Genomic DNA, 14,433 nt, shown 5'->3' with positions numbered 1-14,433 from the left:
ACGACGCGGCAGAAGGGCCGGACCGGGCGTGAGCGACAATCAGAACCTCCTGGCCGAGCAGCGCCGTGCCCTGATCCTGGACGAGGTGCGCCGCCGCGGCGGGGTCCGGGTCAACGAACTCACCCGCAAGCTGGGTGTGTCCGACATGACGGTGCGTCGTGACCTCGACGCGCTGGCCCGTCAGGGCGTCCTGGAGAAGGTGCACGGCGGCGCGGTCCCGGTGGTCGAGGCGAGCACGCACGAGCCGGGGTTCGAGGCCAAGTCGGGCCTTGAGCTGACCGCCAAGGAGGACATCGCGCGGACCGCGGCGTCTCTGGTGGCGCCCGGCACGGCGATCGCCCTCTCCGGGGGTACGACGACGTATGCGCTGGCGCACCACCTCCTGGACGTGCCGGATCTGACGGTGGTGACGAACTCGGTGCGGGTGGCGGACGTCTTCCACTCCGCGCAGCGCGTCTCCGGGCAGCGGCAGGGCGCGGCGACGGTCGTGCTGACCGGTGGCGTGCGGACCCCGTCGGACTCGCTGGTCGGTCCGGTCGCGGACCAGGCGATCGGCGCGCTCCACTTCGACGTGCTGTTCCTCGGTGTGCACGGCATATCGCTGGAGGCCGGCCTGTCGACGCCGAACCTGGCCGAGGCGGAGACCAACCGGCGTCTGGTGCAGTCGGCCCGGCGCGTGGTGGTCGTCGCCGACCACACCAAGTGGGGGACGGTGGGGCTGAGTTCGTTCGCCTCGCTCTCGCAGGTCGACACGCTGGTGACGGACGCGGGGCTGCCGGCGGAGGCGCACGTGGACATCTCCGAGCACGTGAACCGGGTCGTGGTGACGGGTGAGCGCGCGGTGCCCGACGAGGTCTCCGGCTCGGTCGACTCCGAGGCCGACGCAGACATCTGACGGCCCGCCAGCTATGGTGACGTCGCCGGTCAACCGTCACGTTCCGCTGGGGGCAGAGTCCGATGGCACACCGACTGAACCCTGTGGGGCCCGACTTCGTCGCATCCGCTCCGGTGCGTCTGGTCTTCACGCGTGAGGTGTCCGCGCCTCCGGAGGCGGTGTACGGCGCGCTGGCGGACGATGTGACGGGCTGGCCCCAGTGGTTCACCGCGGTCACCCTGTGCCGGCCGACCGGGGGCGGCACGGGCCGTGAGGTGCGGCTCAAGGGCGGCACGCGCTTCCAGGAGTCGATACTGGCGGCGGAGGGCCCCGAGCGTTACGTCTACCGCGTCGACCGGGCGAACGCGCCCGGCCTGCGTGCCCTCGTCGAGGAGTGGCTGCTCTCCCCCGCCGGCACCGGCACCCGTGTGCAGTGGACCTTCGCCATGGACGGCGCGGCGCCGCTGCGCGGCGCCCTGAAGCTCGGCCGCGCGGGACTCGGCCGGGCGTTCCGGGACGCCGTCGTGGCGTTGGACGAGCGGCTCGCCGCACAGGCGGCGTAGCCCTCCTCGCAGGCGTGGCCGCCGGGCGGTCCGTTTGCTATTCGGGCCACGCCCCGGTTTCCAGGAGCGTGTCGATGGCCTGCGCGTAGGGCGTGATGTCCAGGCCCTGTTCGGTCAGCCACGCGTCGGAGTAGTACCTGTCCAGGTAGCGGTCGCCGGGGTCGCAGATCAGGGTGACGACGCTGCCCGTGCGCCCCGCGGCCACCATCTCGGCGACGATCTTCAGCGCGCTCCACAAGCCCGTGCCGGTCGAGCCGCCCGCCTTGCGGCCGATGGCCTGCTCCAGGGCGCGGACCGCGGCGACGGACGCGGCGTCCGGCACCTTCATCATGCGGTCGATGGCGCCGGGCACGAAGCTCGGCTCCATGCGGGGCCTGCCGATGCCCTCGATGCGGGAGCCGCAGTCGCTCGTCGCGTCGGGGTCGTTCTTCGTCCAGCCGTCGAAGAAGCAGGAGTTCTCGGGGTCGGCGACGCAGATGCGGGTGTCGTACAGCATGTAGTGGACGTAGCGCGCGATGGTCGCCGAGGTGCCGCCGGTGCCCGCCGTGGCGACGATCCACGCGGGCTCCGGATAGCGCTCGAGCCGCAGCTGCTGGTAGATCGATTCGGCGATGTTGTTGTTGCCCCGCCAGTCCGTGGCCCGTTCCGCGTAGGTGAACTGGTCCATGTAGTGGCCGCCCGTCTCGACGGCGAGGGCGGCGGACTCCGCGTACATCGTGCGCGGGTCGTCCACGAAGTGGCACCGGCCGCCGTGGAACTCGATGAGACGGATCTTCTCGGCGCTGGTCGTGCGGGGCATCACCGCGATGAAGGGCACCCCGATCAGCTTCGCGAAGTACGCCTCGGAGACGGCCGTCGACCCGCTGGAGGCCTCGATGACCGGCCGGTCCGGCCGGATCCAGCCGTTGCACAGGCCGTAGAGGAAGAGCGAGCGGGCGAGGCGGTGCTTGAGGCTGCCCGTGGGGTGCGTGGACTCGTCCTTGAGATACAGGTCGATGCCCCAGTGTTCGGGCAGCGGGAAGCGCAGCAGGTGGGTGTCGGCCGAACGGTTGGCGTCCGCCTGGACCTTGCGGACGGCTTCTTTGAGCCATGCCCGGTACGTCGCGTCGCTGTGGTCGACGTCGAGCGTCGGCATGGGTCCGTCGGCTCGAAACTGCTGTGGGGTGCTCACGGCAAGGCTCCTTCGCGTCGTGCCGGACGCGATTCGGACGCGGCCGTACACCTCGATCTTAAACACCTCCAACACCCTTCTCACCTGCATAAACACACCTTTGAGCACCTCAAAGGAGCAGCTGTCACAGCCTTGGGCAGAGCTTGCCGGCGGGCCGTCGCGGGCGTCCCGGAAGCCTGGGCCGGACGTCCCCATGTGTACTGGTGCTCGACGCCCTGGACGTGCAGACTTCAGGGCACGGGGCATCTGTCCCGAGTCGGAGCTGTTCACCCGAAACGCACAAGGGGGCGGAGTGCCATGGCGGAGCCGGAATTCACGGCCACGGGCGTGCGGATCGGGCGGCGCTTGCGCTCCCTCACCCGTGCCGGTCAGGTCCGCATCGCCGACGGCAGGCTGGAGTTGCTGACCAGTTACGGCACGGAGATCGACAGCGCACCGCTGCAGGCGGTCCGCACGGGCAAGCCCTGGTTCGCCCCGGACGACAGCGCTCTCGCCGAAGTGAACGGCACCCGTTACCGCCTCACGCTCGGCGAGCACGAACCGCGCCCCGGCGAAGCGGGTCCGCCCACGGTGCGCAGGTTCATCGAGGCGGTGCGCGACGCCACGGAACACCGGGTCCGGCGGAGCTGATCGGACACTCGGCACGACGCGCGAGTTGCATGCCCGCACCCCCTGGGTCACTCTGGTCTCACATCACTCTGGGTTTACCGGCGATGACGCTGCGAACCAGCCCCGCCGGCCACACAGCAGGCGGCAGACCACGCGGCCCCTGCTGGATCCGATCGTCGTCTTCTTCCGGACCTCAATTCGGGGAGTCGCAGCCGTGATCAGCCAGCCAAGCAGGCATTGCACGGTAGAGCTCCAAGCCCTGCCGTCGCGGATCGGCCAGGTCCGCAGAATCGTATCTGCGCAGTTGCGCTACTGGCATCTCGATCCCTTGATAGACCAGGCCGCCCTCGGTGTGACGGAGCTTCTCACCAACGTCCACCGGTATGCCGAGCCGGACAAGATGTGCACCGTGGAGATCGAGCTGCTGCTCGACCGGCTCACGGTCTCCGTCCACGACCACGACCCCCGGCTTCCCGAACTCCGTGAATCCGATGCCTTCGCCACCTGTGGCAGGGGGCTCGCGATGGTCGCGGCGGTGAGCGAGAGCTGGGGCGTGCGGCCGCAGGGCGACGCGGGAAAGGTCGTGTGGTTCACGCTCCCCGCGGTCTCCCCGGCGGTGGCCCTCGCGCCGTATCCCGTGTACGGGGCGGCAGAGAAGACTCCCGCCCGGTCGGCCGTTGTCGGCTGACCGGGCGGTGATCGTCCGCTCGCTCACCCGCGTCGGACACGAGGACGGGGTGGGCGCCGCTTCGGGCCGCGGCGTCACTCGGTGGCGATGGCCCGCAGCACATCGAGACGCGCCGCCCGCCGAGCCGGACGCAGGCCCGCCAACACGCCCGCCGCCAGGCCCACCAGGGCGACCACTACCAGCTGCGCCGGTGGTACGGCGAACGCGAAGGCACTCTCCGTCGTGCTGTCGGACGCCTTGACGAGCACCCAGCCGAGGAAGCCGCCGAGCGCCAGCCCGCCCGCCGTCCCGAAGGCGGCGACGAGCACCGACTCCCAGCGGACCATGGCGCGCAGCTGCGCCCTGGTCTGGCCGACCGCGCGCAGCAGGCCCAGCTCACGGGTGCGTTCGTGGACCGCGAGGGTCAGCGTGTTGGCGATGCCGAGCAGGGCGATCAGCACGGCGAGGGCGAGCAGGGCGTAGACGAGGGTGAGCATCATGTCGATGCCGCTCGCGGAGGTCTCCGCGTACCCGGACCGGGTCTGCACGTCCGGATTCCCGAAGTCCCGCGCCGTGGCGGCGACCGCGGCCTTCCCCTCGGCGGTGCTCACGCCGTCCTTGAACGTGACGGACACGAGCGTGTCGGAGTCCTGCATGCGGTGCGGTGCCCACGCCTCGCGGGTGATGACGTAGTCGCCCGCGAGCTCCGACCTGCCGAAGACCGCGCGGACCGTGAAGGTCTCCTTCTTGCCGTCGGCGAAGGCCAGTTCGGTGCGCGAGCCGACCTTCAGGTCCTGCTTCTCCGCCTCCGACCGGGTGATCGCGATGCCTCGGTCGCCGAGCGCGCCGGGCGAACCGTCGACGTCGCCGAGGTCGAAGGACTCGGCGAAGGGCTTCGGGTCGGTGACGGTGAGGGCGCGACCCTCGCCGTCGACCTCCGCGGCGCCCTTGCCGAGGCCGACGGCGGTCTCGACCTCGGGGAGCCGCGCGAGCGCCGGGGCCAGCTTCGGGCTCAGCCCGCTGCCGCCCGCGCCGAAGCCGGGGGTGCTCACCGCGACGTCCCCGGCGAAGGAGCGGTTCACGGTCTGGTCCATCGTGGCCTTCAGGGAGGCCCCGAAGACCGTGAAGAGCGAGACGACGGCGACGCCGATCATCAGCGCGCTCGCGGTGGCGGCCGTCCGCTTCGGACTGCGCAGGGCATTGCGCCGGGCGAGACCGCCGGTGACGCCGCGCAGCCGGTCGAGCGGCCCGCCGAGGACACGTACCGCCCGCGAGGAGGCGACGGGGCCGAGCACCACGAAGGAGACGAGGGCAAGCACCGCTCCCCCGGCGGCGAGCCAGATGGAGGGGCTCACCAGGACGCCGGTGAGGGCGAGGCCCACGGCGACCAGGGCGAGGCCGCTGCCGACGACGGTGCGGCGGCGGGAGGCACCGGAGTGGTCGACGGCCGTCTCGCGCAGTGCGGCGAGCGGGGCGGTGCGCCCGGCCCGTAGGGCAGGCAGCAGCGCGGAGCCCAGGCAGACCACGAGGCCGACGGCGAGGGGCAGCAGCATGGAGAGCGCACTGATCACCAGGTCGCCCTCGGGGAAGGGAAATCCGATCGCCGGGAACAGTGCCTGCAGTCCGGCCGCGACGCCGATGCCGCCCGCGAGACCCGCGGCCGACGCGATGACGGCGACGGCGCTCGCCTCGACGAGGGTCGACACCGTCACCTGACGGCGCGAGGCACCGAGCGCGCGCAGGAGCGCGTTCTCGCGGGTGCGCTGGGCGACGACGATGGCGAAGGTGTTGTGGATGCTGAACGTGGCGACCAGCAGCGCCACCCCGGAGAACACCAGCAGGAACGTGGTGAAGACGGAGAGGAACTGGCCGGAGATGTTGTCGGTGCTCTCCGTGGCCGACGCCTCGCCCGTGATGGCCTCAACGCCCTTGGGCAGTACGGGAGTCAGCGCGTCGACGAGTTCCTGCTGACTGACGCCGGGTCCGGCCCGCACCCGGATGGCGGAGGCCTCGCCGGGCTTCGGGGTGAGGTACTTCTCGGCGTCGGCGCGTGTCATGCCGGTGAAGGTGGTCTGCGCCATGCCGTCCTCGCCGCCGAAGGTCGCGAGGCCCACGATCTTCACCCGCACGGGGTCGGGGGTGCGCAGCGTCGTCGTGTCGCCGACCTCGAGGTCGCCGGTCTTCGCGGCGCCGCGGTTGACGACGACCTCACCGGGCCCGGACGGGGCGCGCCCTTCGGCGAGTCGGTACGCGTTCAGCTCGCTGTCGTCGATCCAGTTGCCCGCGAGGGTGGGCGGGCCCTGACCGCCGACGGGCTTCCCGTTCTTGCCGAGGAGCTGGCCCGCGCCCTGGATCTCGGGTGCGGCCGCGGCCACGTGCCCGGTCTTCTCGATCGTGTCCACGAGGCCGGCGTCGACGGGCTTGCGGGTGCCCTGGCTGTCGTCGGGGGTGGTGATGGTGGCGGCGCTCCGGACGACGGCGTCGGTGCCGCTCGTGGCGTTGCCGAACATCGTGTCGAAACTGGCGCGCAGGGTGTCGCCCATGACGAGGGTGCCCGCCAGGAAGGCGACGCCCAGCATCACGGCGAGGAACGTACCGGCGAAGCGTCGTCTGTGGCCGCGCAGCGAGGAGGCGCTGAGCCGCACGGCGGCGGTCAGGGAGTCCATGACCGGGACTCCTTTCCCATCGGCCGCGCGCCCGGTGCGTGGGGCGGCGCGGCGGAGTGCGTGGGGGAGGGCGCGGCGGGAGCCGGCGGCCGCGCGTCGAACGCCTTCATGCGGTCCAGGACCCGGTCGGCCGTCGGTGACTCCATGCGGTCCACGAGGCGTCCGTCGGCGAGGAAGACGACCTCGTCCGCGTGGGCGGCGGCCACCGGGTCGTGCGTGACCATGACGACGGTGCGGCGCATCTGACGTACCGCACGGCCGAGCAGGTTCAGCACCTCCTCGCCGGAGCGCGAGTCGAGGTTGCCCGTCGGTTCGTCGGCGAAGACGACGTCGGGACGGCCGGCGAACGCCCGCGCCACGGCGACGCGTTGCTGCTGGCCGCCGGAGAGTTCGGCGGGCCGGTGGTGCAGCCGGTCGCGGAGCCCGACGACGTCGATCAGGGCGTCCGCCCAGTCACGGTCGCCGCGGACCCCGGCGAGGTCCATCGGCAGGGTGATGTTCTCGGCGACGGTCAGCGTCGGCACCAGGTTGAACGCCTGGAAGACGAAGCCGACGCGGTCGCGCCGCAGCAGGGTGAGGCGCCGGTCGTCCAGCTTCCCGAGCTCCGTGTCGCCGATGAACGCGGCGCCCGAAGTGAGCGTGTCCAGGCCCGCGGCACAGTGCATCAGGGTGGACTTGCCGGACCCGGACGGGCCCATGATGGCGGTGAAGCGTCCGGCGGCGAACTCGACGCTCACCCCGTCAAGGGCCCGTACGGCGGTGTCCCCGCTGCCGTACACCTTCACGGCGTCGGCGACGCGGGCGGCGCCGGTGCCCACGGGCCTCGCGGCCCGTCCGGTGGCGGTGCTCATGCCGGACCGCCCTTGGAGGTGCGGCCGAACTCCTCGTTGAGGACGGTCAGCCTGCGCCAGTACTCGTCCTCGTCGATCTCGCCGGAGGCGAAGCGGCGGCCGAGCACGGCGATGGGCGAGTGCTCGTCGACGCCCGCTCGCCCGGCGTACCCCGTGGGCCCGGCGGGTCCGCCCATGCCACGGAACGGACCGCGGCGGCCGCGCCACACGGTGCGGCGGAGCAGGGTGACGGCGCCGACCACGACAGCCGCCCAGATCAGCGGGAAGAACAGGATCCACGGGCCGGGCCCGCCGTCCCAGTGCGCCAAGGTCTGCATCTGAACTCATCTCCTCCGAAGCGGTTTCCGCGATGCCTCCAAACTCGCCCCGGGGGTGCCCTCACGTCGTCGTACGGCCAGCGGCACCGCGCGTACCACCGCGGGAGTACGCCGGACCGCGACGGCTACGCCCGGCCTGATCACACGGCCCACTGGCTCTTTGTACCTACTAGTATGTACAGTGGCTTCATGAGCACTCCGGAGCGTCTGATCGAGTCCACCCGCGAGCTGCTGTGGGAGCGGGGGTACGTCGGCACGAGCCCCAAGGCCATCCAGCAGCACGCGGGCGCGGGGCAGGGCAGCATGTACCACCACTTCGCCGGGAAGCCCGACCTCGCGCTCGCCGCGATCCGGCGCACCGCCGAGGAGATGCGCGCCACGGCCGAGGCGACCCTGGGCGGCGACGGATCGGCGTACGCGCGCATCGAGTCGTACCTGCTGCGCGAGCGCGACGTATTGAAGGGCTGCCCGGTCGGGCGGCTCACCATGGACCCGGACGTCATCGCGAGCGACGCGTTGCGCGCACCCGTCACCGAGACCCTCGACTGGCTGCGCGACCGGATCGCCGGAATCGTCGAAGAAGGGCTTTCCCAGGGCGAGTTCACGGCCGTGCTCGTCCCGCAGGACATCGCGTCGACGGTCGTCGCGACGGTGCAGGGCGGCTATGTCCTGGCGCGGTCGTCGGGCTCGCCCGCCGCGTTCGACACGGCGGTGCGCGGCCTGCTCGCCCTGCTCGCCGCCGCCCGCACCCCCAACTCCCATTGAGGACTGGAACGTTGCACATCACCCGGAACCGGCCCGACACCCACCAGGGCCCCGCCGAGAACTTCACCGGCACCGTCTGGCTCGACGAGATAGCCGCGCCCGACGCCCCGTCCCGCCTGCGCATGTTCAGCGTGCACTTCGCCCCCGGCGCCCGCACGGCCTGGCACCGCCACCCGCACGGCCAAGTCCTGTACGTGACCGAGGGCGAGGGACTCGTGCAGCGCGAGGGCGGCCCGGTCGAGCCGATCCGGGCCGGCGACACGGTGTGGATCGAGCCCGGCGAGTCGCACTGGCACGGCGCGGGACCGCGCACGTTCATGACACATCTGGCCGTGGTGGAGGCGGCCGCCGACGGCACGACGACCGAGTGGGGCGACCTGGTCGACACCCCCGGTCGCGCCGCCTGAGTCCGCTGCGGAAGGAGTACGCCATGCACGCGATGCAGTACGAGATCACCCTGCCCGCCGACTACGACATGGGCGTCATACGCAACCGGGTCGAGACGAAGGGCCACCTGCTGGACGACTTCCCCGGGCTCGGCTTCAAGGCGTACCTGATGCGCGAGCGGGGCAAGGACGACTCGCCCGTGAACCAGTACGCGCCGTTCTATCTCTGGAACACGGCCGAGGGCATGAACTCGTTCCTCTGGGGGCCCGGATTCCAGGGGCTGAGCGAGGACTTCGGGCGCCCGACGGTGGAGCACTGGACGACGCTCGCGTACGAGGAGGGGTCCGCGTCCGGGGCCGTGCCGCGAGCGGCGATCCGCCGTCGGCAGCGCGTTCCGGCATCGATGCACCTCCCCGGCACGGCGGCCGAACTCGCCGCGGAAGCAGGGCGTCTGGCGCGGAACGAGGGCGCGGTGAGCGCACTGACCGCGGTGGATCCGCGGACGTGGGAGGCCGTGCACTTCTCGCTCTGGGAGAGCGAGGCGCCGCAGGGCGTCGGGGACGTCTTCCAGGTGCTGCACGTGTCGGCACCGGAGCGGGAGAAGCTGCCGCGGGGGCGGCAGTGGTGACCGAGGGAGGCGGCCTCACGGTCCGTACCGTCCTCGGCGACGTCGCCCCGGCGGATCTCGGCGTCTGCGACGCCCACGACCACCTCTTCCTCCGCAGCCCGCAACTCCCGGGCCAGGAGCTGGACTCGCCGTCCGCGGCGGCGGAGGAACTGGCCGCGTTCCGCGCGGCGGGCGGGCAGAGCGTCATCCAGTGGACGCCGCACGGGATGGGGCGCCGCGCCCAACTGCTGCCGGAGCTGTCGAGGGCCGCGGGCGTACGGGTCGTCGCCGCGACGGGGCTGCATCAAGCGGCCCACTACGAAACCGAGTTGCTGGATCACCTGCGTGCGGACGGCCTCGCGGCGCTCTTCACCCGTGAACTCACCGAAGGCATCGGGGAGTCCGGGGTGCGAGCGGGGCTCATCAAGGTCGCGGGCGGGTTCCACGGCCTCGACGCGCACGCGCGCTGGACCATGACGGCGGCGGCCGAGGCGCACCACGCCACGGGCGCGCCCATCACCGTCCACCTGGAGCTGGGCACCGGCGCGCTCGACGTACTCGACCTGCTCTGCGGCGACTGCGGTGTGCCGCCGCACCGCGTGGTCCTCGGCCACCTCAACCGCTCCCCCGACCTCACCGCCCATCTCCAGGCCGCCGAGTCGGGTGCGTACCTGGCTCTGGACGGCCCCTCTCGCGCCCACCACGCCACGGACTGGCGCATGCCGGACGCGGTGCGCTCCCTGGCGGACGCGGGTTTCGGCGACCGCCTCCTCCTGGGCGGCGACACGACGACGGCCGGGGCGCGATCGGTGCACGGCGGCCCCGGCATGCCGCATCTGCTGCGCCGGGTGCGCCCGCGGCTCGCGACGGCCGTGGGCGAGGAACTGGTGGAACAGATCCTGACGGTGAACCCCGGGCGGGCCTTCGGGGTGCGCTGGAGGTAGGAGCACCCGGGGAGCCCGGCGGACCTCGTATTGCACCGAGCGTTCCAAAACCTGTACGGTCTCCGCATGGCCCGACCGAGGAGCTTCGACGAGGAACGGGCCCTGGACGCGGCGATGCATGCCTTCTGGGCGAACGGCTACGAAGCCACCTCGACCCAGGATCTGTGCGAAGCCACCGGCCTGGGCCGCAGCAGCATCTACAACACGTTCACCAGCAAGCACGACCTGTTCCGCCGCGCCCTGACCCGGTACATGGACGGCATGAACGCCGGCCAGTCGCAGATCCTGGAGGACGTGGAGCGATCGGCCACGGAGCGCTTGCGCGCGCTCTTCGACCGGATCATCGAGGGCGAGTTCGCGCAGCGCAGGGACGGCCACAGCATCGGCTGCCTCACGGTCAACACCACGGTCGAGCTCGCCGGGCGCGACCCGGAGGCCGCCGCGATGCTGGAGCGGGACCTCGCCGCGCGGCTCACCGCGCTGCGCGCCACGATCCGCGCCGGCCAGACGGACGGCGACATCACCTCGGGGCGCGACGCGGACACACTCGCCCGCTATCTCAACGCCGTCATCGGCGGCATGCGGGTCTCCGCGCAGGGCGGCGCCGACCTGGCCGCACTGCGGGCCATCGCCGACACCGCGATGGACGCGCTCACCGGCATCTAGCGACGACACCGCGATTCCTGCCGCGTTCGCGGCGCCCTCGCGTGCCTCCGCGCCTTCCCGTGTCCTTTTTCTGTACCGATCCATCCAAAACCTACCCGACAGGAGTACTCCGCCATGCCCCGCGCCGTATACGTACTAGCCCTCGGCATCTTCGCCATGGTGACCAGCGAGTTCGTGGTCGCCGGCCTGATGCCGCAGATGGCGGACGGTCTGGACGCCACGATTCCCGAGATCGGCTATCTCATCACCGCCTTCGCCGCCGCGATGGCGCTCGGCGGGCCCTTCCTCACCGTGGCTGTACTGAGGCTGCGTCAGAAGTCGGCGCTCATGCTGCTCTTCGGGATCTTCCTCGCGGGCAACGTGCTCGCCGCCCTCGCCCCCGACTACCGCACCCTGCTCGTCGCCCGCGTTCTCACCGGCATCGCGTCGCAGGCGTTCTTCGGCGTCTCCATATCGCTGGCCTCCCGCATCACCCGGCCCGAAGTGCGCGGCCGCGCCGTGGCGGTGGCACTCAACGGGCTGATGCTGGGCACGCTGCTCGGGCTGCCGTTCGCCACGGTCGTCGGTGAACACCTGGGCTGGCGTTCCGCGTTCTGGGCGATCACCGTGCTGACCGTGCTCGCCGCCGCGGCCACGCTCATCGGCGTTCCGAGCACCGAGGGCGAGAGCGAGGAGCCCAGCGGCCTCCGCCAGGAGCTGGGCGCCTTCCGCAACCCCCGGCTGTGGCTCACGCTCACCACCAGCACGTTCGTGATCGGCGCGACCTTCTCCGCCTTCAGCTACCTCAACCCGATCCTCACCGAGCTGACGGGCTTCTCCACGGGAACCGTGCCGCTGCTGCTCGTCGCCTACGGCGCCGCCACCGTCATCGGCAACACCGTCGTCGGCCGGTTCGCCGACCGGCGCACCCTTCCCGTGCTCGTCGTCGGCCTGGGGCTCAACCTTGCCTTCCTCGTCGCATTCGCGCTCTTCGCCGAACTGACCGTTCCCGCAGTGGTGTTCATGCTCGGCATCGGTCTCGTGGGCGTCACCATGAACCCGGCCCTGGTGACCCGCGTCCAGCGAGTCGGCAACGCGCGGTCCCTGGTGAACACCGTCCACTCGTCGTTCATCACGCTCGGCATCATCATCGCCACGTCCGTCGGCGGGCCCGCGATCGACACGTTCGGACTGCGGGCCCCGCTGTGGATCGGCGCGGGTCTGGCCGTACTGGGCCTGGTCTCCCTGGTGCCCGACCTGCGGCGGCGGAATGCCAAGGCCCGCCTGGAGCTGGCCGCCCCGTCAGAAGCCTGACGGCTTCTTCGCCCCGAAGAGCCAGGTGTCGAACACCCCGGACAGGTCCTTGCCCGACTTCTCCTCGCAGAGGTCGATGAACTGCCGGGTGTCCGCGTTCCGGTGGCGGTGGCGCTCGGTCCAGGTGTGGAGGATGTCGTAGAAGGTGTCGTCGCCGACGGCCTCGCGCACCTGGTGCACGACCATGGCGCCCCGTCCGTAGACGGGAGAGTCCGACATGCGTCCCCCGCTGGGCGGCGCGGCCGGCGGGAAGTCCCAGATTCCCTCGCTCTCCGGATGCGTGCCGTCGTAGAACTCCTCGAAGGTCTGCCGCGCGGGCTTGCCTTCCTGGTCCTCCTGCCAGAGCCACTCCGCGTACGTGGCGAGGCCCTCACTGAGCCACAGGTCCTTCCACGCGCGCGGGGTGACCGAGTTGCCGAACCACTGGTGTGCCATCTCGTGCACCACCAGCGTGTCCTCGGGCGCCTCTTCGAAGTACGGCTTCGTCTGGGTCTCCAGGGCGTAGTCGAGTCCGGGGAGGTGGTCGACGACGGCGCCCGCGGAGGAGAAGGGATAGGGTCCGAAGTTCTCCGTGGCCCAGTCGATGACGTCGGGGACCAACTCCTCGACGCCATCGGCGTCTTCGCTCTGGTCCGGGTCGACGGCGATGTACAGGGGCACGCCGTCGGAGGTCCGGCCCTTGTGCACCTCGAAGTAACCGACGGTGACGTTGGCGAGGTAGCTCGCCATGGGCTCCTCGGTCCGCCAACGCCGGGTGACGCGGTCACCCTTGTCCTGCTCCTTCGTCAACTCCCCGTTGCTCACGACGTCGTAGGGGTCGCCGTCCTCGTCCTTGGGCACGGTGACCGCGATGTCGTACGTCGCCTTGTCCGAAGGATGGTGATTGCCCGGGAACCACGTCATGGAGCCGGTCGGCTGTCCGAGGGCGGTCGAGCCGTCGTCCGTCTCGATCCAGCCCTCCAGGCCGCCGTCCGCGCCCTCGATCATCTTCGGGGTGCCGTCGTAGGTGACGGTGGTCTTGAAGGTGTCGCCGTCGCCGAGCGCCTCGGCGGGCGTCACCGTCAGTTCGTTCCCCGAGCGGCTGAAGCGGGCCTCGGCTCCGTCCACCGTGGCCGTGCGCACCTTGAGCCCTGCCAGGTCGAGGTTGAAGCGGCTGAGGCCCTGGGTGGCGCGGGCGGTGATGACCGCGGTGCCCTTGAGGTGGTTGGTGTCGGGGACGTAGTCGAGGTCGAGGGCGTAGTGGGAGACGTCGTAACCCCCGTTGCCGAGGGTGGGGAAGAGCGCGTCCTTGACGCCGCTCGCTCCCGGGCGGGCCACCGCCGAGGTGCCGTCGCCGCCGGTGCAGGCGGTGCCTGCGAGAAGCAGCAGTGCCGCGAGGAGCGCGTGGCGGGTGTGACGTTGCCTCGTCGTGCGTCTCGACATCACGAGGGTTCGCCTCCTGCCCGGCGCTTGCTCCGGGCCCGTACCGCTCCCGCGCCGATCGCCGCCGCGACGGCGGTCGCGCCGACGCCGAGCGCGATGCCCGCACCGAACCCGGGCCCGCTCCCAGCAGCCTCTTCGGATGCCGCCGCCACCTTCACCTTCCCCTTGAGGACGATCGGCGGGTAGTCGCACACGTACTCCTGCTCCCCTTCGCCGACGCAGTCCGCGTCCTTGTGGCGGAGGGTGACCTTCACTTCGTACGTGCCGGGCCTCACGTTCTTCTTGATGCGGGCCGCGCCCACCCACGCCCGCCCGGAGTCCCCCAGGACGGTGTCATCGGTCAGCGCGGGGCTGGAGACGTCCACCGCCGTCGGATGCGGATTGCCCGGACGCTCCTTCACCGTGATGTCCACGACCTCGCCCGCCTCCGCGGGGCCTCCGACGGAGACGTAACCCCGTCCCGGGAACGGCAGCGCGTCGCCGTGCGCCGCGCCCGCGGCCCCAAGAAGCAGTACAGGCACAGCAATTGCGACATATCCGCTACGTACGGACAGAGAAGTGAAGTTGTCCATATGTCCTCCAGTCCGCCATAGTTCTACGATCATGACTCATATTGGCGCGGTCACGCCAC

At 71.3% G+C, this 14,433-nt stretch carries 16 protein-coding genes; 10 read left to right on the top strand and 6 right to left on the bottom strand.

Annotation, left to right across the window (positions count from 1 at the left end; all coding sequences use genetic code 11):
- Window positions 1-28 precede the first annotated feature (28 nt).
- On the top strand, window positions 29-895 hold the full coding sequence (locus DEJ48_RS34780; RefSeq protein ID WP_150220100.1) for a DeoR/GlpR family DNA-binding transcription regulator: 867 nt from the start codon (window positions 29-31) through the stop codon (window positions 893-895).
- Window positions 896-957: 62 nt separating this feature from the next.
- Window positions 958-1,437, top strand: coding sequence for an SRPBCC family protein (locus DEJ48_RS34775; RefSeq protein ID WP_150220099.1), 480 nt, complete (start codon window positions 958-960; stop codon window positions 1,435-1,437).
- Window positions 1,438-1,474: 37 nt separating this feature from the next.
- On the opposite strand, the gene DEJ48_RS34770 is transcribed toward DEJ48_RS34775, so the two are convergent.
- Window positions 1,475-2,572, bottom strand: a complete 1,098-nt coding sequence (locus DEJ48_RS34770; protein WP_150221579.1) for a PLP-dependent cysteine synthase family protein — start codon at window positions 2,570-2,572, stop codon at window positions 1,475-1,477.
- 333 nt (window positions 2,573-2,905) lie between these two features.
- Here DEJ48_RS34770 and DEJ48_RS34765 point away from each other — a divergent pair, with 333 nt between their 5' ends.
- Both DEJ48_RS34765 and DEJ48_RS34760 read left to right on the top strand, forming a co-directional pair.
- On the top strand, window positions 2,906-3,238 hold the full coding sequence (locus tag DEJ48_RS34765; RefSeq protein WP_150220098.1) for a hypothetical protein: 333 nt from the start codon (window positions 2,906-2,908) through the stop codon (window positions 3,236-3,238).
- 193 nt (window positions 3,239-3,431) lie between these two features.
- The gene (locus DEJ48_RS34760) at window positions 3,432-3,905 is read left to right on the top strand and encodes an ATP-binding protein (RefSeq protein WP_150220097.1); all 474 of its coding nucleotides are present in this window, start codon (window positions 3,432-3,434) and stop codon (window positions 3,903-3,905) included.
- A gap of 74 nt (window positions 3,906-3,979) precedes the next feature.
- Here DEJ48_RS34760 and DEJ48_RS34755 read toward each other — a convergent pair whose 3' ends face one another.
- From DEJ48_RS34755 to DEJ48_RS34745, 3 genes are read right to left on the bottom strand one after another with little or no spacing between them, the layout of a single operon-like run.
- Entirely contained in the window at window positions 3,980-6,541 is a 2,562-nt protein-coding gene (locus tag DEJ48_RS34755; protein ID WP_190538103.1) for an ABC transporter permease, read from the bottom strand.
- A complete protein-coding gene (locus DEJ48_RS34750) occupies window positions 6,538-7,401 on the bottom strand; it encodes an ABC transporter ATP-binding protein (RefSeq protein ID WP_223832297.1) in 864 nt (287 codons plus the stop codon). The genes DEJ48_RS34755 and DEJ48_RS34750 overlap by 4 nt, the downstream gene beginning before the upstream one ends.
- Window positions 7,398-7,718 carry an SHOCT domain-containing protein gene (locus DEJ48_RS34745; RefSeq protein ID WP_150220095.1) on the bottom strand — a complete coding sequence of 107 codons (321 nt, stop codon included), beginning with the start codon at window positions 7,716-7,718 and terminating at the stop codon, window positions 7,398-7,400. Before DEJ48_RS34745 ends, DEJ48_RS34750 begins: the two co-directional genes overlap by 4 nt.
- 189 nt (window positions 7,719-7,907) lie before the next feature.
- On the opposite strand from DEJ48_RS34745, the gene DEJ48_RS34740 reads away from it, so the two are divergent.
- The 6 genes from DEJ48_RS34740 (at window position 7,908) to DEJ48_RS34715 (ending at window position 12,380) form a co-directional block, all read left to right on the top strand.
- Window positions 7,908-8,483, top strand: a complete 576-nt coding sequence (locus DEJ48_RS34740) for a TetR/AcrR family transcriptional regulator (RefSeq protein ID WP_223832296.1) — start codon at window positions 7,908-7,910, stop codon at window positions 8,481-8,483.
- A gap of 11 nt (window positions 8,484-8,494) precedes the next feature.
- The gene (locus tag DEJ48_RS34735) at window positions 8,495-8,890 is read left to right on the top strand and encodes a cupin domain-containing protein (protein WP_150220093.1); all 396 of its coding nucleotides are present in this window, start codon (window positions 8,495-8,497) and stop codon (window positions 8,888-8,890) included.
- A gap of 23 nt (window positions 8,891-8,913) precedes the next feature.
- Window positions 8,914-9,498 (top strand): DUF4865 family protein, encoded by a 585-nt coding sequence (locus DEJ48_RS34730; RefSeq protein WP_150220092.1) that lies wholly within the window; start codon window positions 8,914-8,916, stop codon window positions 9,496-9,498.
- The gene (locus DEJ48_RS34725) at window positions 9,492-10,421 is read left to right on the top strand and encodes a phosphotriesterase (protein ID WP_411757511.1); all 930 of its coding nucleotides are present in this window, start codon (window positions 9,492-9,494) and stop codon (window positions 10,419-10,421) included. The genes DEJ48_RS34730 and DEJ48_RS34725 overlap by 7 nt, the downstream gene beginning before the upstream one ends.
- Before the next feature lie 66 nt (window positions 10,422-10,487).
- Complete coding sequence (locus tag DEJ48_RS34720; RefSeq protein ID WP_150220091.1) at window positions 10,488-11,087, top strand: TetR/AcrR family transcriptional regulator; 600 nt, start codon at window positions 10,488-10,490, stop codon at window positions 11,085-11,087.
- A 114-nt stretch (window positions 11,088-11,201) separates the two neighbouring features.
- Window positions 11,202-12,380, top strand: a complete 1,179-nt coding sequence (locus tag DEJ48_RS34715) for an MFS transporter (protein WP_150220090.1) — start codon at window positions 11,202-11,204, stop codon at window positions 12,378-12,380.
- On the opposite strand, the gene DEJ48_RS34710 is transcribed toward DEJ48_RS34715, so the two are convergent.
- Window positions 12,369-13,802 carry a M1 family metallopeptidase gene (locus tag DEJ48_RS34710; protein ID WP_150220089.1) on the bottom strand — a complete coding sequence of 478 codons (1,434 nt, stop codon included), beginning with the start codon at window positions 13,800-13,802 and terminating at the stop codon, window positions 12,369-12,371. The two genes, DEJ48_RS34715 and DEJ48_RS34710, sit on opposite strands and share 12 nt — an antisense overlap.
- Entirely contained in the window at window positions 13,802-14,323 is a 522-nt protein-coding gene (locus DEJ48_RS34705; RefSeq protein WP_150220088.1) for a hypothetical protein, read from the bottom strand. Before DEJ48_RS34705 ends, DEJ48_RS34710 begins: the two co-directional genes overlap by 1 nt.
- Window positions 14,324-14,433: the final 110 nt, after the last annotated feature.

The organism is Streptomyces venezuelae (assembly GCF_008642315.1).
Taxonomy (GTDB): domain Bacteria; phylum Actinomycetota; class Actinomycetes; order Streptomycetales; family Streptomycetaceae; genus Streptomyces; species Streptomyces venezuelae_D.
This window is presented reverse-complemented; position numbering and strand designations above follow the sequence as displayed.